The sequence below is a fragment of the Oceanimonas aquatica genome, from assembly GCF_030732065.1.
Lineage (GTDB): Bacteria > Pseudomonadota > Gammaproteobacteria > Enterobacterales > Aeromonadaceae > Oceanimonas.
The window spans coordinates 422,480-448,161 of record NZ_JAVBHX010000002.1; the positions used below are offsets into that span (position 1 = coordinate 422,480).

Below are 25,682 nucleotides of genomic sequence, written 5' to 3' on the forward strand. Positions count from 1 at the left end.
GTTAAATCGAAAACGGTTAAACCGACTCGCTTGCCGCCAGCCAGGCCAGGCTGGTATCCAGCATGCGGTTGGCAAAGCCCCACTCGTTGTCACACCACATCAGCATCTTGATGAGGTTGGCGTCGCTCACCCGGGTCTGGGTGCCGTCGATAATGGAAGAATGCGGATCGTGGTTGAAGTCTACCGACACCAGCGGGGCTTCGGTGTAATCGAGAATGCCCTTGAGCGGGCCCTCGGCGGCCTTGCGCAGTACCTCGTTCACCTCTTCCACCGAGGCGTGCCTTTCCACAATAATGCTGAGATCCATGGCTGTGACGTTAATGGTGGGCACCCGCACGGAAATGGCCTCGAACTTGCCGGCAAAGTGCGGCAGTATGCGCTCAACTCCTTTGGCCAGCTTGGTGTCCACCGGAATAATGGACTGGCTGGCGGCCCGGGTACGGCGCAGATCGGTGTGATAGGCGTCGATCACCTGCTGATCGTTCATGGCCGAGTGAATGGTGGTGATGTTGCCACACTTGATGTTGAACACCCGGTGCAAGGTTTCAATCACCGGCACCACACAGTTGGTGGTGCATGAAGCGTTGGAGACGATGGTCTCGTGACCGGTGAGCTGCTGGTGATTGACACCGTAAACAATGGTGGCGTCAACGTCGCTGTCGGCCGGGTGGGAATACAGCACGCGCCCCGCTCCTGCCGCCATGTGCCGGCCGGCATCGGCCCGGCTCGAAAACACGCCGGTACAGTCCAGCACCAGATCCACGCCCAGCTCGGCCCAGGGCAGCTTGCCCGCATCGGGCTCGTGACACAGCCGAATGGCATCGTCGCCAATGCGCATGTGCTCGCCTGCCAGACTGACGTCCTGGCCAAAGCGGCCGTGGCTGGAGTCGTAGCGGGTCAGGTGGGCCATGGCCTCGGGCTCGGCCAGCTCGTTAATGGCCACGATTTTCATGCGCCGGTGAAGGCCACGCTCGTAAAAGGCGCGCAGCACGCTGCGACCGATGCGGCCGTACCCATTGATGGCGAGTCGAATCATTGCTGTCTGCTTCCTGCTGGGCTGAGGGCGTGAGCCCGGTATCATAATTCAGGCCCAAGTCTAACGAGGATTGAAAGCAAGGGGAATGGCGAAGGCAGTGATGCAGCCCGAAAAAGGAAAAACCCGGCCATTTACTCGGCCGGGGCGGCAACCAGGGAACAAAATTCAGACAATGTCGAGCTCGGCTTCAGGCTCGTTGACGACAACGCCTGGCTCGGCCCGGTGGGCCTGTTGTTGCAGCCAGTGCAGGACGTGGGCGGGGTAACAATCGTCCGCCGACCAGATACAGGGCGGCGGGGTGGAAGCAGCATTCATACGCGATACATTATCCATAAAGCAATCCTCGCTGATTGAAACCGAACTCAGATTAACCTGACCGATTGACGGTTTGATGACAGTACCCGCTTTGCACTACAAAGGCCAATCAGTGCCCTGCCGACTCAGCTTCGGCAGAAGCCATCGTCCGTTTCCAGTGTCGGGGCCGGCTCCGGCTCGCTCAGATCCAGCTCCATCTGTCCGGCCTGGGCGTCGGCAATGGCTTCCTCTTCCAGATCCGGGAACACCTCTTCCATGGGCACATCCACAAACTCGTCGTTACGGGGGTCGAGCTCGGTGATCACACCCGGGGTGTTGACCGGGGTGGCGATATACGCCGCCTGCTCTTCCACCGGCAGCGAGGGCATGCGCCGCTGCCACCACCAGGTGTAACCACTCAGCAGCAGCGCCACGCCGCCGCAACCGATATAGAGCCCCTGAGGACCAAGCCAGGTCATCATGCCCGAGCTGAACAGCGGGCCGATGGAGCTGCCCAGGCCATAGCTCAGCAACAGGGTAGTACTGGCGGCCACAATATGATGCGCCTCCATGCGGTCGTTGGTAATGGCCACCGCCACCGGGTAAATGGACGCCACCATGCCCATGTAGAGGGCGGAAAAGCCGATAAGAATGCCGAGGTGAACACCGCCGCCGATGATCACGCCGGCGGCGCTCAGCACGATCACCAGGTTAATGGCCACCATGATGCGGGCCCGGTCAAGCCGGTCACACAGCCGCCCCAGGGGCCAGGCAAACAGAATAAAGGTAAAGATGGACACCGCCATAAACCAGGATAACTGCCCCACCGGCAACCCCACCTGAATGGCATAGACCGGTGCCATGGCATAAAAGCTGCTGATCAGCACGCCGCTGCACAGCGCCGCCAGCAGGCCAACCGGCGCGCTGCGCACAATGGACTTCAGGCTGATGCGCTCGCTGTGCTCCACCGTGGGCGCTTCCATCCGGGTCAGCGATAGCGGCACCAGGGCGGCAGTGAGCAAAATGGCCCCCAGGGTAAAGGGCACAAAGGCGGCGGGATCGGTGAAGCCAATCAGCAGCTGGCCGGCGGTGGCCGCCAGATAGGCGCAGATCTGGTAGGCGAAAAACAGGCTGGCCCGGTTGTCGCTGGTGGCCACGGCGCTGAACCAGCTTTCGATCACCACAAAGCTGCCGGCCACGGCAATACCGCTGAGCGCCCGCAGCAGGGCCCAGATGATGATGCTGTCGGTGAGGGGAAATATCAGGGTGGAGCTGGCCAGCACGGCGCTGAACACCGCAAAGGCACGAATGTGCCCTACCCGCTTGATCACACCAGGCCCGTACAGGGAGCCCAGCACAAAGCCCACCGAGTAGCACACCATTATGCTGCCGATCAGCGTCGGCTCCACCTGCTTCAGGCCCAGGTTCACCCCGAGCAGAGTCATCACAAAGGTGTTGCCCCCCATCAGCAGGAAGACGCTGAAGATCAGCGATGACAAGGAAATGACCAGGCGTTTTATCATGATGGCGACAGTCTGAACGAAGAAAATGAAAGTTGCTCAGATTGACAGCAACCGGCGGCCGTGAACAAGTCCGGAGCATTCAATATCGGGGACGGATCACTTTTCTGCCGGGGCAAACAAAAACCCCCGGCCTGAGGCCGGGGGTTTGAGATTACCGAAAGTGGACCTTAGCCCTGAGCTTTCAGCTTGCGACGGTAGGCGTGCAGCAGGGGCTCGGTGTAACCGCTGGGCTGGGTGGTGCCTTCAAACACCAGCGCACAGGCGGCTTCAAAGGCCACGCCGTCAAAGCCCGGGGCCATGTTGCGGTACAGCGGGTCGCCGGCGTTCTGCTCGTCAACGATGGCGGCCATGCGCTTCATGGACTCCATTACCTGCTCCTGGGAGCAGATGCCATGACGCAGCCAGTTGGCGATGTGCTGAGCGGAAATACGCAGGGTCGCGCGGTCTTCCATCAGGCCCACGTTGTTGATGTCGGGTACCTTGGAGCAGCCCACACCCTGGTCAATCCAGCGAACCACGTAACCCAGAATGCCCTGGGCGTTGTTGTCCAGCTCGTTCTGAATGTCTTCTGCAGTCAGCGCGTCTTTTTCAGCCTGAGTCAGCAGCGGAATGGTCAGCAGGTCGTCCAGCTTGGCCGGCTCGCGAGACTTCAGCTCGTCCTGACGGGACTTGACGTTCACCTGATGGTAGTGAGTCACGTGCAGGGTGGCAGCGGTCGGAGACGGAACCCAGGCAGTATTGGCGCCGGCCAGCGGGTGACCGATCTTCTGCTCCAGCATGTCAGACATGTTGTCGGGAATGGCCCACATGCCCTTGCCGATTTGTGCCTTGCCCTGCAGGCCGGCGGCCAGACCCACGTCCACGTTGTTGTTTTCGTAGGACTGGATCCAGGCCTGCTGCTTCATGTTGCCCTTGCGAACAACGGGGCCGGCTTCCATGCTGGTGTGGATTTCGTCACCGGTACGGTCCAGGAAGCCGGTGTTGATGAACACAACACGGTCACGGGCTTCATAGATGGCGGACTTGAGGTTGGCGCTGGTGCGACGCTCTTCGTCCATGATGCCCACTTTCAGGGTGTTCTCGGCGAGGCCCAGTACTTTTTCGATTCGGCCGAACAGTTCAACCGCAAAGGCCACTTCTTCCGGACCGTGCATCTTCGGCTTAACGATGTATACGCTGCCGGTGCGGGAGTTACGGAACTTGCCGTTACCCTTCAGGTCGTGAATGGCGATCAGGCAGGTCACCAGGCCATCAATGATGCCTTCCGGCACCTCGTTGCCATCCTTGTCCAGCACCTGGTCGTTGGTCATCAGGTGACCCACGTTACGGACGAACAGCAGGCTGCGGCCGTGCAGGGTGAAGGCTTCGCCCTGAGGGTTCAGGTATTCGCGATCCGGGTTCAGGGTACGAACGATTTCCTTGTCGCCCTTCTGCACCTTCTGGCTCAGGGTGCCCTTCATCAGGCCCAGCCAGTTGCGGTATACGCCAACCTTGTCTTCGGCGTCCACGGCGGCCACGGAGTCTTCGCAGTCCATGATGGTGGACAGGGCAGCTTCAACGATCAGATCCTTGATGCCGGCCTTGTCGAGCTGGGCAACCGGGTTGTTGGCATCAAACACCAGCTCGATGTGCAGACCGTTGTTGCGTACCAGCACGGAAGACGGAGCGGCGGTGTCGCCCTTGTAGCCGGCGAACTTGTCGGCATCGGCCAGGGTGGTGGTGTCACCGTTTTCCAGAGTGATCTGCAGCTGACCGTTCACCACCTGGTAGGCAGTGGCGTCGGCGTGGCTGCCGGCAGCCAGCGGTGCGGCCTGATCCAGCAGGTTGCGGCCCCAGGCAATCACCTTCTCGGCGCGGCGCGGGTTCAGGGATTTGGTCTTTTCGGCGCCATCGGTTTCGGAAATGGCGTCACTGCCGTACAGGGCATCGTACAAGCTGCCCCAGCGCGCGTTGGCGGCGTTCAGGCAGTAACGGGCGTTGTTTACCGGTACCACCAGCTGCGGGCCGGCCAGGGTGGCCAGTTCGGCGTCAACGTTGGTGGTGGTGATCTGGTAATCTTCCACCTCCGGCAACAGATAGCCGATGTCGGTCAGGAATTGCTTGTAGGCAACAGCATCGTGCGGCTGACCGGCGTTGGCGTTGTGCCATTCATCGATCTGCTGCTGCAGGGCTTCCCGCTTTTCCAGCAGGGCGCGGTTTTTAGGGGCCAGATCGTTAACAATCTGCTCCATGCCACTCCAGAACGCGGCGGGCTCAACGCCGGTACCGGGAATGATTTCATTTACTACCAGATCATGTAGAACGGTAGCGACTTGCAAAGTGCCGAGGTGAGTACGTTCCGTCATAGTTGCTTCTTCTATTCTAGTTGTCAGTAGTTATCAATCGACCGATCACTAACCCTAATCGCTTGGGAGCGATAGTTTACCTGCGAAGGCGGTTTGAGGCAAAGTCGAATTGCAATATATGGTCACAGGATCTTCACAAATTGTGAATAAAAAAACAGTTTAATTATGATATTTCATATAAATCAATGATATAAGCCTTTCCGCCAATCTGAGCACCATTGCTTCAGGATTGGACAGGATCCCGCATGGATCCTTATGCGGCGGCCTGGCTAGCCGCGGGTTTCCCGCCCTTTTTACCGTGCTCGCAGCAACAAAAAACGCGCCGAAGCGCGTTTTTTTATTGACCATGTCAGCGGACGGTTCAGTCCAGCATGCTGTGAATGTCTTCGTCACTGGTATGGCGTACGTCCTTGCCCTTGACGAAATAAATGATGTATTCGCAGATATGCTGCACCCGGTCCCCTACCCGTTCCAGAGAGCGGGCGCACCAGAGCACGTTGAGCACGTGAGGAATGGAGCGGGGATCTTCCATCATGAAGGTCATCAGCTCGCGAATGATGGACTCGTATTCCCGATCCACCTTGTCGTCTTCCTTGTGCACTTCAATGGCCGCTTCCACGTCCATACGGGCAAAGGCATCGAGAGATTCGTGCAGCATGCGCACGGTGCGCCGGCCCATGTTTTCCATGGACACCAGCGGCGGCTGCTTCTTGTTGGCGTTGTCGAGCAGCATCATGCCGATGCGCTTGGCCACGTCGCCGATGCGCTCCAGATCGGTAATGGTCTTGATAATGGCCAGCACCAGCCGCAGATCCGACGCCGCCGGCTGGCGCTTGGCGATAATGCGGGTGCATTCCTCGTCGATCTGCACTTCCAGGGCGTTAACCTTGTGATCCGTGGCCACGATCTGGCGGGCCAGATCCATGTTCTGCTCGTGAATGGCGGTAATGGCATCGGTGAGCTGCTGCTCCACCAGGCCACCCATCACTAGTACCTGGTTGAGTACCCCTTCCAGCTCGGCGTTAAACTGGCCGGAGATGTGTTTGTTGAGATTCAGCTTGTCCATTCCAGTGGGGCTCCTTAGCCGTAGCGACCGGTAATGTAGTCTTCGGTCTTTTTCTTGCTCGGGGTGGTAAACAGGGTATTGGTGTCGGCATATTCAATCAGTTCGCCCATGTACATGAAGGCGGTCTGATCCGACACTCGGGCCGCCTGCTGCATGTTATGGGTCACGATCACCACAGTGTACTGCTCTTTCAGGGTATTGATCAGCTCTTCGATCACCAGGGTGGAAATGGGGTCCAGGGCCGAGGTGGGCTCGTCGAGCAGCAGCACTTCCGGCTCGATGGCAATGGCCCGGGCGATCACCAGACGCTGCTGCTGACCACCGGACAGGCCAAAGGCGTTGTCGTGCAGCCGGTCCTTCACCTCGTCCCACAAGGCCGCTCCGCGCAGGGAGCGCTCCACCGCCTCGTCAAGGCGGCGGCGGTCGTTGATGCCCTGCAGTCGCAGGCCGTAGACCACGTTTTCATAAATGGACTTGGGAAAGGGGTTGGGACGCTGAAACACCATGCCTACCCGGCGGCGCAGGGCGGCCACGTCCACTTCCTTGCCGTAGATGTTCTGGTTGTGCAGCAGAATTTCGCCCTCGATGCGACAGGTTTCCACCAGATCGTTCATGCGGTTGATGCAGCGCAACAGGGTGGACTTGCCGCAACCGGACGGGCCGATAAAGGCGGTGACCTGGCCTTTGGCGATTTTCATGTCGACATTGAACAGCGCCTGCTTGGCACCGTAATACAGGTTGAGCCCGCGCACTTCCAGGGCGGTCTGGGCCTCGCTCAGACGGCCGAGATCCAGGGTGGTGTCCTGAGTCAGGGGGGTGGCTACGTTAATCATGTTTCTATACCTCTGTACGGTGGCCGGCCGAATCACTGATCCAGCGAGCGGAATTTTTCACGCAGGTGATTACGAATACCGATGGCGGTCAGGTTCAGTCCCACGATCACCGTCACCAGCAGGAAGGAGGTCGCGTACACCAGCGGGCGCGCCGCCTCCACGTTGGGGCTCTGAAAACCCACGTCGTAAATATGAAAGCCCAGGTGCATGAACTTGCGCTCCAGATGCAGATAGGGGAAGTTGCCGTCCACCGGCAGGTTGGGCGCCAGCTTGACCACGCCCACCAGCATCAGCGGTGCCACCTCACCCGCGGCCCGGGCAATGGCCAGGATCAGGCCGGTCATGATGGCCGGACTGGCCATGGGAATAATAATGCGCCACAGGGTTTCGGCCTTGGTGGCTCCCAGCGCCAGCGAGCCCTGGCGCACCGAGGTGGGGATCCGCGACAGGCCTTCCTCGGTGGACACGATCACCACCGGCAGGGTCAGAATAGCCAGGGTCAGCGCCGACCACAGCACGCCGGGCGAGCCAAAGGTGGGCGTGGGCAGGGCCTCGGGGTAGAACAGGCGGTCGAGGGAGCCACCCAGCATGTACACGAAAAAGCCCAGGCCAAACACGCCGTATACAATGGACGGCACCCCGGCGAGGTTGATCACCGCGATGCGAATGACCTTGGTCAGGTTGTTCTTGCCGGCATACTCATGCAGGTAGATGGCGGCCACCACCCCCAGCGGGGTGACGATAATGGCCATCAGGATCACCATGAACACGGTACCGAAAATGGCCGGGAACACGCCACCCTCGGTGTTGGCTTCCCGCGGCTCGCCGCTGATGAACTTGCCCATTTCGCCGAACCAGTGACCGGTTTGTGCCAGCCAGCCCATGTCGTTGGGCCAGGCCACGTCCAGCACCTCACCGAGAGACAGGGTCACCTCCTGACCACGCATGTCGCGCACCACCACGCTGTCGCGGCGGGCTTCATCGCGCAGGGCAAACAGCTCCTTTTCCAGCACCTGATAGTCGGCGCGCAGCTGTTGCTCCTCGGCCTGAATGGCGGCCAGGGCTTCATCGGTGAGCTCACCGTCCAGCTCCAGGCCGCGCTGCTTGAGGCGCAGCCGCTCCAGCTGATGGTTGATGCTGCCGATCTCGCCCCGCTGCAACTCGTCCATGCGCTCGTTGAGCTCATCCACCCGATCAATGCGCGCCAGCAGCTGCTCACGGGGATCGCCGGCCACGGCGCTGTCGTTTTCCAGCACCTGCTCCACATAGCCGTAGAAATTGCCGTTGTGAGAGCGCTCGATTACCGCCAGTTGCGTGGGCTCGGTGCGGGACACGATGTCGGTCTCGAGGATCCAGCGAAAGTCCAGGGGCACAAACTCCCGGTTGCCGGTTTTCACCAGATAACGGGTCAGGGTGTCGCTGGTCACGCCTTCCAGGGTGAGGCCGGCGCCACGCAGCTGGGCCACGGGCACCTGCTCACGGTCGTGAATTTCACCGATCACTGTGCTGCGTTCGCCTTCCGGCGTGCTCAGCTGCCATTCATAGATGGTGTGCGGCCAGAAGTAGGTGAGGCCGCGCCAGCCGATCATCAGCAGCAGGCCCAGTACCGCCACCAGACTGAGGCTTACCGCCCCGCCGGTCATCCAGATCCAGGGCGAACCCGATTTGAACCATTTACTCATCGTTATCGTCCCTTACATTGAGCTGTATTTGTCACGCAGCCGCTGACGCACGAACTCCGCAACCGTATTGAACAGGAAGGTGAACACAAAGAGCACAAAGGCCGCCAGGAACAGCACCCGGTAGTGCGAGCTGTTCACCTCCGCTTCCGGCATTTCCACCGCTATGTTGGCGGCGAGGGTGCGCATGCCGTTAAAGATGCTGAGATCCATGACCGGGGTGTTGCCGGTGGCCATCAGCACTATCATGGTTTCGCCCACGGCCCGGCCCAGGCCCATCATTACCGCCGAGAAAATACCGGGGCTGGCGGTGAGCATCACCACCCGGGTCAGGGTCTGCCAGGTAGTGGCACCTAGGGCCAGAGAGCCGTTGGTCAGGTGACGGGGTACCGAGAACACGGCGTCTTCGGCGATGGAGAAGATGGTGGGGATCACCGCAAAGCCCATGGCGATGCCTACCACCAGGGAGTTGCGCTGGTCAAAACCGATGCCCAGCTCGTTGGTCAGAAAACCCCGGGCGTCACCACCAAAGAACAGGGTTTCCACCGCCGGGCTGAAGGCAAAGCAGGCCCAGCCCACCAGCACCACCACCGGCAGCAGCACCAGGCTGTGCCAGCCATCGGGCACGGCGTTGCGAATGCCTTTGGGTGCATGGTGCCAGGCAAAGGCAGTGAGCAGCACCGATGCCGGCAGCAGCACCAGCACCATGACCACGCCCGGCAGGTGGCTTTCGATCAGCGGCGCCAGCCACAGACCGGCGAGAAAGCCGAGGATCACGGTGGGCAGGGCTTCCATGATCTCCACCGTGGGCTTGACCACCTTGCGCAGCCCCGGCGACATGAAATAGGCGGTGTACACGGCGCCGGCAATGGCGATGGGTACCGCAAACAGCAGGGCGTAAAAGGCCGCCTTGATGGTGCCGAAGGAAATGGGCACCAGGCTCAGCTTGGCTTCAAAGTCGCTGCTGCCGGAGGTGGACTGCCACACATACTGGGGTTCGGGGTAACCTTCATACCAGACCTTGGTCCACAGCGCCTTCCAGGTCACTTCCGGATGCTCGTTGTCCACGGCAAAGGTGGACAGGGTGTCACCCTCGGCCACCAGCAACAGGTTGTTGCGCGGCGACAGCGCCAGGGCCGACACGCCCTGGTCCGCCAGTTGTTCGGAATAAAGATGGCTGCCACCTGTGGTGTGGAAGATGTCCACTTCTCCCTGGGTGCTGACGGTCACAAAGCCCTTGCGGTTTACCTCGTTGGCGATGTGCGCCACCGGCCCGGCGGCCTCGAACTCGCGAATAAAGGTAAACTCGCGCTTGCCGTCCTTCGCCACCTCAAACCACTGGGATACCACGCCATTGTCGTTGCCCACCAGCAGCGAGTTGCCGCCGGACAGCAGGATCATGGCACTGATGTTGCCTCCCTGAGCATTCATGGGAATGACCGAGCGCAGCCGCACCTTATTAATGTTGCGCACGTCATACACAGACACCTCGTTGCCGCTGCGTACAAACATAAAGCGCAGGTTGGGGGTCACCAGAATCTGGTCGACCCGCGCCGGCAGCCCGGGAATGGCCACCTGGGTGGGGCTGAGCTCCAGCTCGCCGGTAAGAAAATTTTCCTTGCCGGCAAAGCGGGTGAGCACGATATCGCCGCCGGCGACCACCGCCGCCGCCAGCAGATCCTCACCGTTGGTGGCAAAGCTCAGCCGCTCCAGCGCTCTGGCCTGCTCATCCACCTGCAGCGGCGCCTGGCCAAAGGGCCAGGTCAGACCGGGGGTAATGGTTCGTACATTGTCCGGGTAGCTGACGTCGAACTTGGGCGCCAGCACCCGCATGGTGCCGTCATTCAGGCCAAAGGCCGCCATCGGCTTGCCGTCGTTGGCGGCCGCCGTGGTGATGTCGCCAGCGACCGACTCGCGGCCCAGCAGCTCGCCGTTCAGCAGCGAATAAAAGCGCACGGTGCCGTCGGCGGAAAAGGTATAGGCCTGCTCGTTCTGCTCTTCTACCCCCAGCAGCAGCGGGGTCTCGTTGCCGGCCAGGGCCAGCTGCCCGGCGGGCTCCACGTCAGCCCCGTTAAAAATGGGTTTGACCACATACAACAGGTAGAAAAAAATCAGCAGCAAGGCCACCAGCACAATAATGCCGCCGGCGGTCACGCCCATTTGGGCCGCTCTGTCCTTGAGCCAGCGTTTGCGGCTGCCGGTCAGGGCCATGGTTTGAGTCTGGGTTGACATGCCGTCACTCCGTTCGCTTTGCAATTGCGTGCATTCTATGGCGAGCAAATGACAATTTTGTTACAGACCACAAAAGCCGCAAGCGCCCCCTGTAAAAAACGTCGGTGGCGTGTATCTTGAACGGTGCAAGCGTTTCATCATTCAAGGAGAGAGCCCATGAAAACCCTGGTCGCCACCCTGATTGGCCCCGACAAAACCGGCCTGGTCCGGCAACTGGCCGCCCTGGTCCGCCAGCATCACGGCAGCTGGCAGAGCAGCGCCATGAGCGAGCTGGCCGGCTTCTTTGCCGGCATTGTGGAAATACAGGTGCCCGCCGAGCACAGCGCCGCGCTGGAAAAAGCCCTGATCTCCCTGCCCGACTTTCAGGTGCAGCTGGTGGAAGGCAAGGGCCCCACGCCCCAGGGGCAACAGCTCAGGCTGACGGTCACCGCCAACGACCGGGTCGGCATCATCGACGAAGTGACCGACATCATCAACGGCCTGAACGTTAACGTGAAAAGCCTGAAAACCGACAGCCACCCGGCCCCCATTACCGGCATTCCGCTGTTTGAAATTCAGAGCACCCTGACCCTGCCCCATGGCCAGACCCTGGGGGATCTGCAACAACGGCTGGAAGCCCTGAGCGACGATCTGGTGGTGGACATCGACCTCATTTGAGTCGTCATTAAAGTGTCATAATTATTTGTCATAAAACGTGCCCGAAAATGACAAATTAAATATAACGGGAACATCAATGGGCACGGAAAAATGGTACCTGGAAAAAGAGCTCAGCTGGCTGTCGTTTAATGAGCGGGTATTGCAGGAAGCCATGGACAAGAGCGTACCCCTGATCGAGCGGGTACGCTTTCTGGGCATTTTTTCCAACAATCAGGATGAGTTTTTTCGAGTCCGCGTGGCCGACGTGAAGCGCCGGGTGATGATAGACGCGGATCAGGGCAAAACCAACGGCGCGGCCTCGCTGCTGCAACGCATTCAGCAAAAGGTGGTGCGTCTGGGCGACACCTTTGACAACACCTACAAGGAGCTGATCGTCACCCTGGCCCGGCAGAATATCTTTCTGCTGAACGAATCCCAGCTCGACGCCGAGCAGGAACGCTGGGTGCGGCGTTATTTCGAGAACGAGGTGCGAGCCTACCTCTCCCCCATAGTGCTGGATGACGGCATCGATCCGGTGCGGTTTTTAAAGGACGAATACACCTACCTGTGCGTGGGCATGAGCAGGCAAGCCCGTCATCATTACGCCCTGGTGGAAATTCCCACCGACGTGCTGCCCCGCTTTGTGGTGCTGCCGCCTGGCAAAAGCCGGCGTAGAAAAAGCATTATCATCATGGATAACGTCATTCGTCTGTGTCTGAACGAGCTGTTTGCCGGCTTTTTCGACTACGACCGCATTGGTGCCCATTCCTTTAAAATGACCCGGGACGCGGAATACGATCTGTCGGACCAGCTCGATCAGAGCCTGCTGGAAAAAATGAGCGACGGCCTCAAGCAACGGCTGACCGCGCTGCCGGTGCGCTTTGTACATGACCGGGACATGCCCGCCGACATGCTGGCCACCCTGCTGTACAAGCTCGGCATTCAGCACCACGACGCCGTGATGCCAGGCGGCCGCTACCACAATTTCAAGGACTTTATCGGCTTTCCCAATGTGGGCCGCAAACACCTGGTAAACCGGCCGCTGCCACCGCTCAAATGCCGGGAATTTCGCGACAGCCCCTCGTCCTTTGATGCCATTCGCCGGCGCGACATATTGCTGTATTTTCCCTACCACAGTTTCAGCCATGTCACCGAGTTCGTGCGCCAGGCCTCCTTTGACCCGGCGGTGGTCAGCATTCGAATGAACGTGTACCGGGTGGCCTCGCTGTCGCGCATCATGTATTCACTGATGGACGCCGCCAACAACGGCAAAAAGGTCACCGTCGTGATCGAGCTGCGCGCCCGCTTTGACGAGGCCGCCAATATCGACTGGGCCCGGCAGCTGACCGAGGCCGGCATCACGGTGGAATTTGGCGTGCCCAGCCTCAAGGTGCATTCCAAACTGTGCCTAGTCACCCGGCGGGAAGAAGGCCGGCTGGTGCAGTATGCCCATATCGGCACCGGCAACTTCAATGAAAAAACCGCCAATATCTACACCGACTTTTCCCTGCTCACCGCCAATCCCGAAATCACCAGCGAGGTGGCGGCGGTATTCGACTTTATTCGCCAGCCCTATCACCGCAGCAAGTTTCAGCACCTGCTGGTGTCGCCCCTCAACCAGCGCCGGGGCCAGTATGGTCTGATTGACGCCGAAATTGCCAACGCCCGCCAGGGCCTGCCGGCGCGCATTGTGCTCAAGCTCAACAACCTGGTGGACAAGGGCCTGATCCATCGTCTTTACGCTGCCAGCCAGGCGGGGGTAAAGGTTGATTTGATCATTCGCGGCATGTGTTCGCTGATGCCCGGCGTGCCGGGGATCAGCGAGCGCATTCGCGCCATCAGCATTGTTGACCGCTACCTGGAGCACCCGAGAGTGATGGTGTTTCACAACAACGGTCAGCCCAGGGTGTATCTCTCCTCCGCCGACTGGATGACCCGCAACATGGACTTTCGCGTGGAAGTGGCCACCCCCATACTGGCGCCCGAACTGCGCCGGCGCATTATGGATCTGCTGGAACTGCAGCTCAATGACACCACCAAGGCCCGCATACTGGATGCCGGCCAGGAAAACCGCTATGTAAAACGGGGCAACCGGCGCAAGATACGCTCACAAACGGCCATGTACGACTATCTCAAGACGCTGGAGGAAAGCGAATGACGATGGAGTACGTGGCCAGCATCGATCTCGGCTCCAACAGCTTTCACCTGATCGTCGCCCGTCGTCTGGAAGAACGGCTGATCACGGTGGACAGGATCAAGCAACGGGTGCGGCTGGCAGACGGTCTGAACGCCCGGCATGAACTCGACGAAGCCGCCATGGCCCGGGGGCTGGACTGCCTGGCGCTGTTTGGCGAACGGCTGCGCGGATTTTCGCCGGCACAGGTCCGGGCCGTGGCCACCTATACCCTGCGCCGGGCGGTAAACGCCGGCGACTTCGTCGCCCGGGCCCGGCAAGTGCTGGGCTTTGATATCGACATTATCAGCGGTGAGGACGAAGCCCGGCTGATTTACCGGGGAGCACGCACCACTCAGGCCCGGCAAGGCCGGGCGCTGGTCATCGACATTGGCGGTGGCAGCACCGAGCTGATTATCGGCGAGCAGGATGACTGCCTGGCGCTCACCAGCCTGGACATGGGCTGCGTCAGTTTTACTCACGCGTTTTTTGCCGACGGCTCGCTCACCGAGCACGCCTTTACCCGGGCCGAGGCCGCCGCACTTGCACTGCTGAACACCGGGTGTGGCCGCTTTGCCGAACTCGGCTGGCAACAAGTGCTGGGCTGCTCGGGCACGGTGCGTACCCTGCAAAACCTGATGAACAATGTCGACCTGCTGACCCTGAAGGGATTGCTGCAACTGCGCACCACCCTGCTGGCCGCCGGCCGGGCCGAGCGGCTGTCGTTGCCGGGATTGTCGGATGAGCGCAAGCCGGTGATCGCCGCCGGCCTGGCCATTCTCATCGCCCTGTTTCGCGCCCTGAACATCGAGCGCATGCATTATACGGAGGGCGCCCTGCGTGAAGGCCTGCTGCACAGCGCCTTTGGACCCGGGGTTTCCGACAAGGCCCTGCGCCGGCATACCCTGCAGGCACTCGGACGCCAGTATCGGCTCGATCATGCCCAGGCGAACCGGGTGGCCGGCACGGCGCAAGGTCTGTTTAAGCAGGTACGGCAGGCATGGCAGTTGAGTGCGGCCGAGGGAACCCTGCTGGTACAGGCGGCCCGCCTCCATGAGCTGGGGGTATACGTCAATGTCAGCGGCTATCACCGCCATTCCGCCTGGCTGATTGCCAACGGCAACCTGCCCGGTTTTACTCAAGCGCAACAGCAGGCGCTGTCCAGCCTGGTGCGCTTTCACCGCAAGGGGCTGAAACTGGCGGAGTTAACGACCGGCTCATGGCTGCCCGAGGCAACCTTGTGGCGGCTGGTGCGCCTGCTACGGCTGGCGGTGGCGCTGAATCGTTACCGCCGGGACTTGTCGCTACCGGTCACGCTGTCGGCCTGTGCAGAGACACTTGCCCTGCACCTGCCGGCCCGCTGGTGCGAGCAGCACAGGCTGCTGCACGCCACCCTGGAGCGCGAATGCAGTTACCAGAGCAAGGCCGGCTGGACACTGTTGCTGAAGGTGGAGTGAGTCAGCCGGCCTGCTTGCGGGCGGCCTTTTTTTCCGCCCGGCGGCGCCGGAAAAAATCACTGAGCTGGCTGGAGCAGGCTTCGGCCAGCACGCCGGACTGCCAGTCGATACGGTGGTTGAGGCCGGGGGTGGCCAGCAGTTGCAGCACCGAGTCCACGGCGCCGGTTTTGGCATCGCTTGCGCCGTATACCAGCCGCTGAATGCGACTGTGCACCATGGCCCCGGCGCACATGATGCACGGCTCCAGGGTCACGTAGAGAGTGCAATTCAGCAGGCGGTAATTGCCCAGGCGCGCCCCGGCCTGGCGCAGCGCCATGATCTCGGCGTGGGCGGTGGCATCGTGATGGCCGATGGAGCGGTTCCAGCCCTCGCCCACGCACTCGCCCTGGTACACCACCAGGGCGCCCACCGGCACTTCCCCTTCCTGCTCGGCCCGGGCCGCCAATGCCATGGCCCGGCGTATCCAGTATTCGTCTTGCTCGTTCATTCACCGCCTCCTGAAGGCGGCTATTATGGCAAAAGCCGGCTTCGCTGCAAGCAAAGCGGAAAAGGGCCGAAAAAACCGTCAGCACGAACAATAAAGCGCCAAACGGACACAAAACACCAAAAAGGGACTTGCAGCAAGACGGGCCGGTCTTTATAGTTGCACCCAATTCGGCGTGTAGCGCAGCCTGGTAGCGCACTGTCATGGGGTGTCAGGGGTCGGAGGTTCAAATCCTCTCACGCCGACCAAATCATCCTCAAAAAGCCCACCTCACGGTGGGCTTTTTGCGTTGTGGCATCGGCTTGCTTCAAGCGGCTGTAAGAACAGGCCGATAAAGCCCATTCAATTGAGCGGTGGGCTTTTCATTCTGGCTACCGCTGTCATGCCGGGCCTGCCCCGGCATCTGTTTACCAGCGGCGCCGTGCCCGGCAGTGCCGGCTCAAGGCCGGAATCACGAACCGGCGCCCGAGGCTGATATTTTACGCCTTATATTCCATCAGCAATACTTCCACCGGCTGGCCATGGCGCTCAATCCGGCGCTGCTCCACCTCGCTAAAGCCCATGGCCTCAAAAAACGGCCGGGCGTTGATACTGGCATCGCAATACAGCCGGTACAGCCCCCGTGACGCCGCTTCAGCCTTCAGCCGCTGCATCAGTGCCCGGCCAATGCCCTCGCCCTGGCGGGCATGGTGTACATAAAACAAATCGATGCGGCCGTCATCATTAAGTTCGGCAAAGCCGAGCAGCCGTTTTCCTTCCATCACCACCAGCGGCCGGGTGCGAATAAAGCGGCTGACCCAGCGCGGCTCGTCATATTCCTCAGGTGCCCATACCGCCAGCTGGCTTTCGCTGTAGTCGGCCTGGTTGATCCGGTGCACGGTATCGTGGAACAACTGCCAGATACTGCCCGTTTCACCACTGCGGATCTTCCTGATTTCCATAATTGCTCCTGCTTCTGATACTGCTGACTTGCTTCCCCTTTATATAGCCACAGTTACCGTCAATAAAAAAGTGGCTTTTCAGCCACTTTCAACCTGTTAGCACGGATTTTTACACCATCAAGCCTGGCCGGCCAACGCTCGGTCGCGCTCGAGTCGCATGGTGAACAGGGCAGCCAGCACCAGCATGGCGCTTGAAATCCACAAACAGGCAGCCAGCCCCGCCTGCTGGTACACCCAGCCCGACAGCAGGGTACCCATCAGCCGGCCCATGGCATTGGCCATGTAGTAAAAGCCCACGTCCAGGGACACGCCGTCTTCGCTGGCATAACTGACAATCAGGTAACTGTGCAGTGATGAATTGATGGCAAACAGCACACCAAACAGCAACAGGCCACCGGGCAACAGCCAGTGGGCGTTCAGTTCCGCCGTCAGCCCCAGGGCAATGAGCGCCGGCATCATGGCCAGCGGCAGTACCCAGGCCAGTGCGGCCCGAGCACCGGGCACCCGGCCCGCCCGCTTGCCGGTCAGGTGCGGCGCCAGCGACTGCACCATTCCGTAGCCGATCACCCAGAGTGCCAGAAAGCCCCCTACCCGCCAGTGATCCCAGCCAAAGGCGGTGGCCAGGTACACCGGCAGCGCCACCACAAACCACACATCCCGGGCGCCAAACAGAAACAACCGCGCCGCCGACAGCAGGTTGATATTGCGGCTTTTGGAGAACAGCTCCCGAAACTTCGGCTTGTTCCTGGCCCGGCCGAGTTCCTGTTTCAGCAACAGCAGGCTCGCCAGCCACACCAGCGCCAGTACGCTTGCCATGGCGGCCACGGCGCCGGTAAAGCCAAGCACCGTCAGCAGGGCGCCGCCGAGAAAAAAGCCCGCCCCCTTGAGCGCGTTCTTGGAGCCGGTCAGCAGCGCCACCCAGCGATAGAGACTGCCTTCGGCATGCCCGGGCACCAGCAACTTGATGGCGCTTTTGGCACTCATCTTGTTGAGATCCTTGGCAATGCCCGACAGCGCCTGGGCCGCCATCACCCAGGGCACGGTCAGCCAGGCCGTGGGCACCAGCAACATGGAAAGGGCAACCACCTGCAGCGCCAGCCCCAGATTCATGGTGCGGTTCAGCCCCAGCCGGGCGCCCAGCCAGCCTCCCACCAGATTGGTGATGACCCCGAACAGCTCGTAAAACAGAAACAGCAGGGCAATCTGCAGCGGCGCATAACCCAGCTGATGAAAATACAGCACCACCAGCATGCGCAGGGCGCCGTCGGTCAGGGTAAAGGCCCAGTAGTTGCCGGTGATCAGCACATACTGGCGTGCGCCCGCAGACAGTGAACGCAGCACGGTTCAGCCTGTCTTGTCGAGCCGGCCCACCTTGCGCGCCAGCTCGGCGGCACGGTTGGCGTAGCCCCACTCGTTGTCGTACCAGACATACAGCTTCACCTGAGTGCCGTTGACCACCATGGTGGAGAGGGCATCGATAATGCCGGACCGCGGGTCGGTTTTGTAATCCACCGACACCAGCGGCCGCGCTTCATAGCCGAGGATGCCGGCCAGTGGCCCCTCGGCGGCGGCCTGCAGCAGGGCATTCACCTCGTCCGCCGTGGTGGCCCGCTCCACCTCGAATACGCAGTCGGTGAGCGAGGCGTTGGCCAGAGGCACCCGCACCGCATGGCCATTGAGCCGGCCTTTCAGCTCGGGAAAGATATGGGTAATGGCGGTAGCCGAGCCGGTGGTGGTGGGGATCAGACTCTGACCGCAGGCCCGGGCCCGGCGCAGATCCTTGTGGGGCGCATCCAGTATGGTCTGGGTGTTGGTAATGTCGTGAATGGTAGTCATGGAGCCGTGGCGAATGCCCAGTTGCTCATGAATGACCTTGACCACGGGCGCCAGACAGTTGGTGGTGCAGGACGCGGCGGTGACAATGGCATGCTGCCCGGGGTCGTACAGGTGATCATTCACGCCCATCACCACGTTAAGCACGCCGTCTTCCTTGACCGGGGCGGTGACCACCACCCGTTTGACCCCCTGCTCCAGATAGGCCTGCAGCAGGCGGGTGGTTTTCATTTTGCCCGAGGCCTCGATCACCAGATCACATCCGGACCAGTCGGTGTCGGCAATGGCGGCGTTTTGCGTGCAACCGATGCGCTGCTCTCCCACCACCATGGTCTGGCCACAGGCCGTCGCCTCGTGGACCCAGCGACCGTGTACCGAGTCGAAATTCAGCAGATGCGCCAGGGTGGTGGCGTCGCCGGCGGGATCATTAATGTGCACGAACTCCACATCGTCCCAGTTCCAGGCTGCACGCAGTGCCAGTCGTCCCATGCGGCCAAAGCCGTTAATCCCTATCTTGATGGTCACAGTGATACTCTTCCTTTAAAAAATGTGTTGTCGGTTCACTGGCTGTCGTTAACGCAATTCGTTACCGGCAAACCAGTGGCGGGTACGGTTGGCGAAGGCCACCAGCGACAGCATCACCGGTACCTCCACCAGCACGCCCACCACGGTGGCCAGTGCCGCCCCCGAATGCAGGCCAAACAGCGAAATGGCCACCGCCACCGCCAGCTCAAAAAAATTGGAGGTGCCGATCATGCAGGCCGGCGCGGCAATATTGTGAGGCAGTTTCATCACCCTGGCGGCGCCGTAGGCAAGGGCGAAAATGCCGTAGGTCTGCAGCATCAGCGGAATGGCGATCAGCACTATGGTCTGGGGCTGCGCCAGTATGGTGGGCGCCTGAAAGCCAAACAGCAGCACGACGGTGGCCAGCAGTCCCGCCATCGACAGCGGCTTGATACGCTGAATAAAGGCGTTTAGTTGCCGGGCATCCCCCCGGCCTTCCAGCCGCTTGCGGGTAAGCACCCCGGCCACCAGTGGCAGCACCACGTACAGCAGCACCGACCACAACAGAGTGCTCCAGGGCACGGTAATGTCGCTTACGCCCAGCAGAAAGGCGGCAATGGGAGCAAAGGCAAACACCATGATGAGATCGTTTACCGAGACCTGCACCAGGGTGTAGTTGGGATCACCCCGGGTCAGCTGGCTCCATACAAACACCATGGCAGTACAGGGCGCCACCCCCAGCAGGATCATGCCGGCGATGTACTCTCCCGCCGACTGAGGATCGACCCAGTCGGCAAACAGCACACGAAAAAACAGCCAGCCCAGGGCCGCCATGGTAAAGGGCTTGATCAGCCAGTTCACCACCAGGGTCAGCAGCAGGCCTCGGGGCTTGTTACCCAGGTCCCGAATGGCAGAAAAGTCTACCTGCACCATCATGGGGTAAATCATCACCCAGATGCACAGGGCCACCACCAGGTTCACGTGGGCAAACTCCAGCCCCGCCACCAGGGCAAACCCCTCGGGCAGCAGACTGCCCAGCACCACGCCGGCCACAATACACAGGCCGACCCACACCGAAAGATAACGCTCAAACAGTCCCATACCGCTCCTTTTCATTTCCCCGAGGCGCACTGCTGATAAATGTTCGCCCGCCATCGATAACATGCGAAAAAAAGAATATATGAAAAAGCAAATATGTAAACCGCAAAAAAAGCCCCGGATGGTTCCGGGGCTCAAACAACCATGACGGAATATCAGCCGTTACTTGAGGCCAAGCTTCTTGAGGTCAGCTTCTACCACAGCGGCGGGCACCGGCACATAACCGTCTTTATCAACAATCTGCTGGCCCTGCTTGGACAGCATCAGCTTGACGAATTCGGTTTCCATCGGACCCAGGGGCTTGTTGGGGTGCTTGTTCACGTACACGTACAGGAAACGGGACAGCGGGTATTCGCCGCTGATGGCGTTGTCGGCGTTGGCTTCCACATAGTCGGTGGAGCCGGCGTCGGCCAGAGGCACGGCGCGCACGCTGGAGGTGCTGTAGCCCAGGCCGGAGTAACCGATGGCATTCAGGGAAGAGGACACGGACTGCACCACGGAGGCGGAGCCGGGCTGCTCGTTCACGTTGTTCTTGAAGTCACCCTTGCACAGGGCCTGATCCTTGAAGTAACCGTAGGTGCCGGATACCGAGTTACGACCGTAAAGCTGAATATCGCGGTTGCTCCAGTCGGCTTCCAGACCGGTCTGGCCCCACTGGGTGATCTGCTCGGCCATGCCGCAGGCCAGGGTGCTGGAGAAGATGGCGTCCACCTGATCCAGGCTCAGGCCTTCAATGGGGTTGTCCTTGTGGACGAAGACCGCCAGGGCGTCAATGGCCACGCGGATCGGCGTGGGCTTGTAGCCGTAGCGCTTTTCAAAGGCTTCGATTTCGTTGCTCTTCATGGCGCGGCTCATGGGGCCGAACTGGGAAGTGCCTTCGGTCAGGGCGGGCGGCGCAGTGGATGAGCCGGCGGCCTGGATCTGTACGTTGACGTTGGGATACTGGCGTTTGAACTCCTCGGCCCACAGGGTCATCATGTTGGCCAGGGTGTCGGAGCCGACGGAAGACACGTTACCGGATACGCCGCTGACTTTTTGGTAATCGGGCAGTGAAGCGTCCACGGCCGCGAACGCGGAGGTGGCGGCCATGGCCACGGTCAGTCCCAGTGCACTTGCCAGTTTGTTCAGTTTCATCCTTAATCTCCAATTCGGGTTCGGTCTTTCAAGACGCGGCCAGTATTGCTGCCGGCAATGACAATCCTATGAAGCCAAGGTGACGCTTTTATGACAGGACCATCTCATTGTCATGGCGGTGTCATTTACCGGCTTCAGGCGCTTTGCTGAACGCCGGCATCCACCAGCAGGCGGGACGGCAGACGAAAGCTGAAGCAACTGCCCTTGCCCGCGCGGCTTTCTATCTCAAGATGGCTGTCGTGGTGACCAAGGGCATGTTTAACGATGGCCAGCCCCAGACCCGAGCCACCGGTCTGACGGCTGCGGGCCTTGTCGACCCGGTAAAAGCGCTCGGTCAGGCGGGCGATATGCTCTGGCGCAATGCCGTCGCCGTCGTCGCTGACCGCAAAGCGGCCGAATTCGCCCTGACGCCCCCACTCCACGTGAATGTGACTGCCCGCCGGAGTGTGGCGCACGGCGTTGTACACCAGGTTTGAGACGGCGCTGCGCAACTGCTCCGGCTCGCCCCGCACCCGCAGGCCGGGTTCAACCTCAAAACTGAAGCGGTGGCCGCGATCACCACTGAGCGCCAGCGCCTCCTGCTCCAGCATCTGCAACATGGCGGGCATGTCCACCACCTTGGTAAAGTCGGAGTCGGGGGCCGCTTCGTAGCGGGTCAGGGTCATCAGCTGGTTGACCAGGGCGTCCATGCGCTGGGTCTGCTCCAGCAATACCTTCTGGGTTTTGCGCCACATTTGCTCGGACGGCGGCTCTTCCAGCATTTCGAGGTAGCCCTTCAATACCGTCAGCGGCGTGCGCAGTTCGTGGGAGACATTGGCTACAAAGGACTTGCGCACCTGCTCCAGACTGCGCAGCCGGGTCACATCCCGCACCACCAGCAGCGCCTGATCTTCGGTATAGGGCATGATGCGGCATTCCAGCAGCCGCTCTTCACTGAGCGGCGACGGCATTTCCAGCGGCTCGCGAAAGTCGGCCCGCTTCATGTAGGCGATGAATACCGGCATGCGGATCAGGTTGGCAATATGCTGGCCGGCGTCATCGGGCCAGCGAAAGCCCAGCAGTTGCTGAGCCAGCTTGTTGCACCAGATGATGCTGCCGTCGCGGCGAATGACCACGGCGGCATCGGGCAGGGCCTCGGCCCCCTCGCGAAAACGGCGCACCAGCTTGCCCAGCTCCCGGCGGCGGGAACGCTGACGCTGCTGCAAGCGGTAAATGCCGTTGAAAATGCCTTCCCAGCTGCCCTTGCCTTCCGGCGGTGTCAGGCTGCGGTCCTGCCACAGCCACACCGACAGCTTGTGCTGGTAACGATATTGAACAAACAGCTGGATCAGGGTCGCCGCAAGCAGTCCCAGGGCCAGATTGCCGGCGAGCAGCCCGAGCAGACCAAAGGCCGAATAAAACAGGCCCAGCCGCCACCATTTGCCCCGGTTGGAAGTCTGTTGCTGCATGAAAGCCTCATAGGCGAACGGAAAAACGGTAGCCGGCACCGCGCACCGTTTGTATCAGCTTGTCGTGTCCGGTATCGGAAATGGCCTTGCGCAGCCGGCGAATGTGCACATCCACGGTGCGATCTTCCACGAACACATTGGTGCCCCACACATTATTGAGCAACTGTTCGCGGCTGTATACCCGCTCCGGGTGGGTCATAAAGAAATGCAGCAATTTAAATTCGGTGGGACCCATGTCGAGCTGCTGGCTGTCGGCACTGACTCTGTGACTGAGGGGATCCAGGCGCAGGCCCTGCACCTCGATAATGTCTTCCACCGAGGTGGGCGCCACCCGGCGCAGCACTGCCTTGAGGCGGGAAGTCAGCTCCTTGGGGGAAAACGGTTTGGTGATGTAGTCGTCGGCGCCCACATCCAGCCCCTTGATTTTATCCTCTTCCTCGGCCCGGGCGGTGAGCATGATCACCGGGATCTGGCGGGTGAGCTCGTCCTGCTTGAGATGCTTGATAAGCTGAATGCCACTGCCGCCGGGCAGCATCCAGTCGAGTAATATCAGTTCCGGGTAAGGCTCTTTGATCATCTCCAGAGCCTGGTCGTAATCTTCGGCTTCCTGGGTTTCGAATCCCTTTTGCTCCAGCACGAAACACAGCATCTCCCGAATGGGTGCCTCGTCCTCAACCACCAGTATTTTCCGTGTCATTCTTCAACTGCCTCTTGATATGGGTCTTGTTGCTTTGACCCATTATTGAAAGCAAGTATGACATTTTTATGAAAACATGACGCAAAGGTTTCAAACGAAAACCATACCCCTGAATTCAGGCGGTGTCGTACCCCATGCACAGCTGAGGCTGGCCGGTGCCCGGATCCACGCTTTCATCGGTAATGGCAAAACCGTTTTGCCGGTAAAAGTTCACGGCGATGTCATTTTCACAGTACACCCTGAGCGACAGATGATGGCGCCGGCGCTTGGCGGTGGCCATCAATGCCTTGCCAATGCCCTTTTGCTGGCAATCCGGGCGTACAAACAATGCCGCCAGATAGTCTTCCGCCAGGGCGACAAAACCCTGAATCTCACCGTCCCGCTCACACACCCACACTTCTGCCGAGGGCAGGTAACGGGCCCGCATCTGCTCCTGATGCTGCCACCAGTAGGCGGCGGGCACAAAATCGTGGGCCTGCAGTGACGCCAGCAACCAGACATCCAGAATGGCGTCGGTATCTTCCGGCCTGGCCTGTCGTATCATTCGCCTTCTCCCCTGACTGGTTGGTTATTTCATTGTATGGAGCCAGACCACGCTTGAGCGGGGATTTGTACACCTCTGTGAGCGGGATCCGCCTTTATGATTCGAGAATGACCCACTGATCACAAAGTCGGATTGCTATACAATGCCGGTTTTTCGGCTCGTGACCGAGGACGCCATGTGGTTTAAGAATCTGCAAGTTTACCGTTTTACCCGCCCCTTTGAGCTCAGTCTGGAAGAGCTGGAAACACAGCTTGAGAGCATGACCTTCAGCCCCTGTGGCAGCCAGGATCAGGCCAAATTCGGCTGGATTTCCCCCCTGGGCAAGCAGGGCCAGGCCCTGACCCACAGCGCCGGCAACCAGATTTTGCTGTGCGCCAAGAAAGAAGAAAAAATGCTGCCGGGCTCTGTGGTCAACGATGAAGTGGCTGAGAAGGTGGAATCACTTGAAGCCGAGCAGGGCCGGGCGCTGAAGAAAAAGGAAAAGGACGCCATCAAGGAAGAGGTGATTGTCAGCCTGCTGCCTCGTGCCTTCAGCCGCTTTCAGCAAACCTGGGCCTGGATCAACCCGGACGACGGCTTTATTGCCGTGGACGCCAGCTCCGCCAAGCGCGCCGAAGATCTGCTGGCGCTACTGCGCAAGTGCATCGGCAGCCTGCCGGTGGTGCCCCTGGCCATGACCACGCCCCCCGAGCTGACCCTGACCGACTGGCTGAAAGACGGCGCCGCCCCCGCCGGCTTCGCGCTGGAAGACGAGGCCGAACTGCGCTCGGCGCTGGAGCACGGCGGCATTATCCGCGCCAAGCAGCAGGATCTGCTGAGCGACGAAATGAAGGCCCACCTCGACGCCGACAAACTGGTCACCAAGCTGGCGCTGAACTGGAGCGAGACCATCAGCTTTATTCTGGGCGACGACATGAGCATCAAGCGGCTCAAGTTCTCGGAAGAGCTGCGCGAGCAGAATGACGATGTCACCAGCGAAGATGCCGCCGCCCGTTTCGACGCCGACTTCGCCCTGGTCACCGGCGAGCTGTCCCGCTTTATTCCCGAGCTGATTGACGCCATGGGTGGTGAAGAAAGCCGTTAATTCAAAGCCGGTAAATGATTCTGTAGGCCCGGCTTCAGCCGGGCGAACCATTCCATACTCCTCTCAGCCCCACTCACGTGGGGCCTCATGACCAAAGCTGTCCCACTCTTTCTGGTTTTCCCCGCTTTTCTGAATAGCAGAGCCAGCAACGACGGTTTCCTTCGCGAGTGAACACTATGTTGGCACTCCATCGCATTTGCAGGAGTTCCATATATGCGTAAGACATCCCTTGCCGGCCTGCTGGGGCTATTGTGGCTGGCCGCAGCTCCCGTTTCAGCCCATGACAACGGCCGCTGGCACCGCCATGAATATGAACCGGATTATCGTGGTGAATACCGCCAGGAATACCGCCGGGACCGCCTGCCCATCACCTCGGTGGCCGAAGCCCGCCGCCTGGCCGACGACAGCCGCATTATTCTTTCCGGTCGCATCGTGCGCCGGCTGGACGACGACGAGTTTCTGTTCCGCGATGGTACCGGCACCATCAGGATTGAAATGGACAAGGATGACTGGCGTCGCCTGCGCCGGCACCGCCGCGGCCGAATCCTGATCTGGGCCGAAGTCGACCGGGACAAACGCCGGGTAGAACTGGAAGTCGAGCGGGTGCGCCCGGCTTACCGATAACGGTAAACTCGAAATCA

At 60.4% G+C, this 25,682-nt stretch carries 22 protein-coding genes and 1 tRNA gene; 6 read left to right on the forward strand and 17 right to left on the reverse strand.

What is annotated here, in order from left to right; all coding sequences use genetic code 11:
• Positions 1-16: 16 nt before the first annotated feature.
• The 8 genes from epd to Q9290_RS05125 all read right to left on the reverse strand — a co-directional run bounded on the left by epd (position 17) and on the right by Q9290_RS05125 (position 11,008).
• A complete protein-coding gene (gene epd, locus Q9290_RS05090) occupies positions 17-1,036 on the reverse strand; it encodes an erythrose-4-phosphate dehydrogenase (RefSeq protein WP_306078549.1) in 1,020 nt (339 codons plus the stop codon).
• 165 nt (positions 1,037-1,201) lie between these two features.
• On the reverse strand, positions 1,202-1,369 hold the full coding sequence (locus Q9290_RS05095; protein ID WP_306078550.1) for a hypothetical protein: 168 nt from the start codon (positions 1,367-1,369) through the stop codon (positions 1,202-1,204).
• 107 nt (positions 1,370-1,476) lie between these two features.
• Positions 1,477-2,853: an MFS transporter gene (locus Q9290_RS05100; RefSeq protein ID WP_306078551.1), complete on the reverse strand. Its 1,377-nt coding sequence runs from the start codon at positions 2,851-2,853 to the stop codon at positions 1,477-1,479.
• A 167-nt stretch (positions 2,854-3,020) separates the two neighbouring features.
• Complete coding sequence (locus Q9290_RS05105; RefSeq protein WP_306078552.1) at positions 3,021-5,198, reverse strand: malate synthase G; 2,178 nt, start codon at positions 5,196-5,198, stop codon at positions 3,021-3,023.
• A 361-nt stretch (positions 5,199-5,559) separates the two neighbouring features.
• A complete protein-coding gene (gene phoU / locus Q9290_RS05110; protein ID WP_306078553.1) occupies positions 5,560-6,264 on the reverse strand; it encodes a phosphate signaling complex protein PhoU in 705 nt (234 codons plus the stop codon).
• A gap of 14 nt (positions 6,265-6,278) precedes the next feature.
• Complete coding sequence (pstB, locus tag Q9290_RS05115; RefSeq protein ID WP_306078554.1) at positions 6,279-7,097, reverse strand: phosphate ABC transporter ATP-binding protein PstB; 819 nt, start codon at positions 7,095-7,097, stop codon at positions 6,279-6,281.
• 32 nt (positions 7,098-7,129) lie between these two features.
• Positions 7,130-8,779 (reverse strand): phosphate ABC transporter permease PstA, encoded by a 1,650-nt coding sequence (gene pstA, locus Q9290_RS05120; RefSeq protein WP_306078555.1) that lies wholly within the window; start codon positions 8,777-8,779, stop codon positions 7,130-7,132.
• Between the two features lie 12 nt (positions 8,780-8,791).
• Positions 8,792-11,008: an ABC transporter permease subunit gene (locus tag Q9290_RS05125; protein WP_306078556.1), complete on the reverse strand. Its 2,217-nt coding sequence runs from the start codon at positions 11,006-11,008 to the stop codon at positions 8,792-8,794.
• Positions 11,009-11,164: 156 nt separating this feature from the next.
• On the opposite strand from Q9290_RS05125, the gene Q9290_RS05130 reads away from it, so the two are divergent.
• From Q9290_RS05130 to Q9290_RS05140, 3 genes are all read left to right on the forward strand, one after another.
• Positions 11,165-11,665 (forward strand): glycine cleavage system transcriptional repressor, encoded by a 501-nt coding sequence (locus tag Q9290_RS05130; RefSeq protein WP_306078557.1) that lies wholly within the window; start codon positions 11,165-11,167, stop codon positions 11,663-11,665.
• A 76-nt stretch (positions 11,666-11,741) separates the two neighbouring features.
• Positions 11,742-13,802: a polyphosphate kinase 1 gene (gene ppk1 / locus Q9290_RS05135; RefSeq protein ID WP_306078558.1), complete on the forward strand. Its 2,061-nt coding sequence runs from the start codon at positions 11,742-11,744 to the stop codon at positions 13,800-13,802.
• On the forward strand, positions 13,799-15,274 hold the full coding sequence (locus tag Q9290_RS05140) for a Ppx/GppA phosphatase family protein (RefSeq protein WP_306078559.1): 1,476 nt from the start codon (positions 13,799-13,801) through the stop codon (positions 15,272-15,274). Before ppk1 ends, Q9290_RS05140 begins: the two co-directional genes overlap by 4 nt.
• 1 nt (position 15,275) lies before the next feature.
• Here Q9290_RS05140 and tadA read toward each other — a convergent pair whose 3' ends face one another.
• Positions 15,276-15,761: a tRNA adenosine(34) deaminase TadA gene (gene tadA, locus Q9290_RS05145; protein WP_306078560.1), complete on the reverse strand. Its 486-nt coding sequence runs from the start codon at positions 15,759-15,761 to the stop codon at positions 15,276-15,278.
• Positions 15,762-15,929: 168 nt separating this feature from the next.
• On the opposite strand from tadA, the gene Q9290_RS05150 reads away from it, so the two are divergent.
• Positions 15,930-16,006, forward strand: a tRNA-Pro gene (locus Q9290_RS05150).
• Positions 16,007-16,237: 231 nt separating this feature from the next.
• Here Q9290_RS05150 and Q9290_RS05155 read toward each other — a convergent pair.
• The 8 genes from Q9290_RS05155 to Q9290_RS05190 form a co-directional block, all read right to left on the reverse strand.
• On the reverse strand, positions 16,238-16,699 hold the full coding sequence (locus Q9290_RS05155; protein WP_306078561.1) for a GNAT family N-acetyltransferase: 462 nt from the start codon (positions 16,697-16,699) through the stop codon (positions 16,238-16,240).
• Between the two features lie 117 nt (positions 16,700-16,816).
• Entirely contained in the window at positions 16,817-18,040 is a 1,224-nt protein-coding gene (arsJ, locus tag Q9290_RS05160) for an organoarsenical effux MFS transporter ArsJ (protein WP_306078562.1), read from the reverse strand.
• A 3-nt stretch (positions 18,041-18,043) separates the two neighbouring features.
• Positions 18,044-19,057, reverse strand: a complete 1,014-nt coding sequence (locus tag Q9290_RS05165) for an ArsJ-associated glyceraldehyde-3-phosphate dehydrogenase (protein WP_306078563.1) — start codon at positions 19,055-19,057, stop codon at positions 18,044-18,046.
• A 48-nt stretch (positions 19,058-19,105) separates the two neighbouring features.
• On the reverse strand, positions 19,106-20,137 hold the full coding sequence (gene arsB, locus Q9290_RS05170; RefSeq protein WP_306078564.1) for an ACR3 family arsenite efflux transporter: 1,032 nt from the start codon (positions 20,135-20,137) through the stop codon (positions 19,106-19,108).
• Positions 20,138-20,296: 159 nt separating this feature from the next.
• Positions 20,297-21,268 (reverse strand): PstS family phosphate ABC transporter substrate-binding protein, encoded by a 972-nt coding sequence (locus Q9290_RS05175; RefSeq protein ID WP_306078565.1) that lies wholly within the window; start codon positions 21,266-21,268, stop codon positions 20,297-20,299.
• A gap of 134 nt (positions 21,269-21,402) precedes the next feature.
• Positions 21,403-22,716: a phosphate regulon sensor histidine kinase PhoR gene (gene phoR / locus Q9290_RS05180; RefSeq protein ID WP_306078566.1), complete on the reverse strand. Its 1,314-nt coding sequence runs from the start codon at positions 22,714-22,716 to the stop codon at positions 21,403-21,405.
• 7 nt (positions 22,717-22,723) lie between these two features.
• Positions 22,724-23,413, reverse strand: a complete 690-nt coding sequence (phoB, locus tag Q9290_RS05185; RefSeq protein WP_306078567.1) for a phosphate regulon transcriptional regulator PhoB — start codon at positions 23,411-23,413, stop codon at positions 22,724-22,726.
• A gap of 115 nt (positions 23,414-23,528) precedes the next feature.
• Positions 23,529-23,957, reverse strand: coding sequence for an N-acetyltransferase (locus Q9290_RS05190; protein WP_306078568.1), 429 nt, complete (start codon positions 23,955-23,957; stop codon positions 23,529-23,531).
• A 175-nt stretch (positions 23,958-24,132) separates the two neighbouring features.
• Between Q9290_RS05190 and rdgC the strand changes: the two genes are divergently transcribed.
• Both rdgC and Q9290_RS05200 read left to right on the forward strand, forming a co-directional pair.
• Positions 24,133-25,041 carry a recombination-associated protein RdgC gene (gene rdgC, locus Q9290_RS05195; protein ID WP_306078569.1) on the forward strand — a complete coding sequence of 303 codons (909 nt, stop codon included), beginning with the start codon at positions 24,133-24,135 and terminating at the stop codon, positions 25,039-25,041.
• A gap of 213 nt (positions 25,042-25,254) precedes the next feature.
• The gene (locus Q9290_RS05200) at positions 25,255-25,665 is read left to right on the forward strand and encodes a YgiW/YdeI family stress tolerance OB fold protein (RefSeq protein ID WP_306078570.1); all 411 of its coding nucleotides are present in this window, start codon (positions 25,255-25,257) and stop codon (positions 25,663-25,665) included.
• The last annotated feature ends 17 nt before the right edge of the window (positions 25,666-25,682 follow it).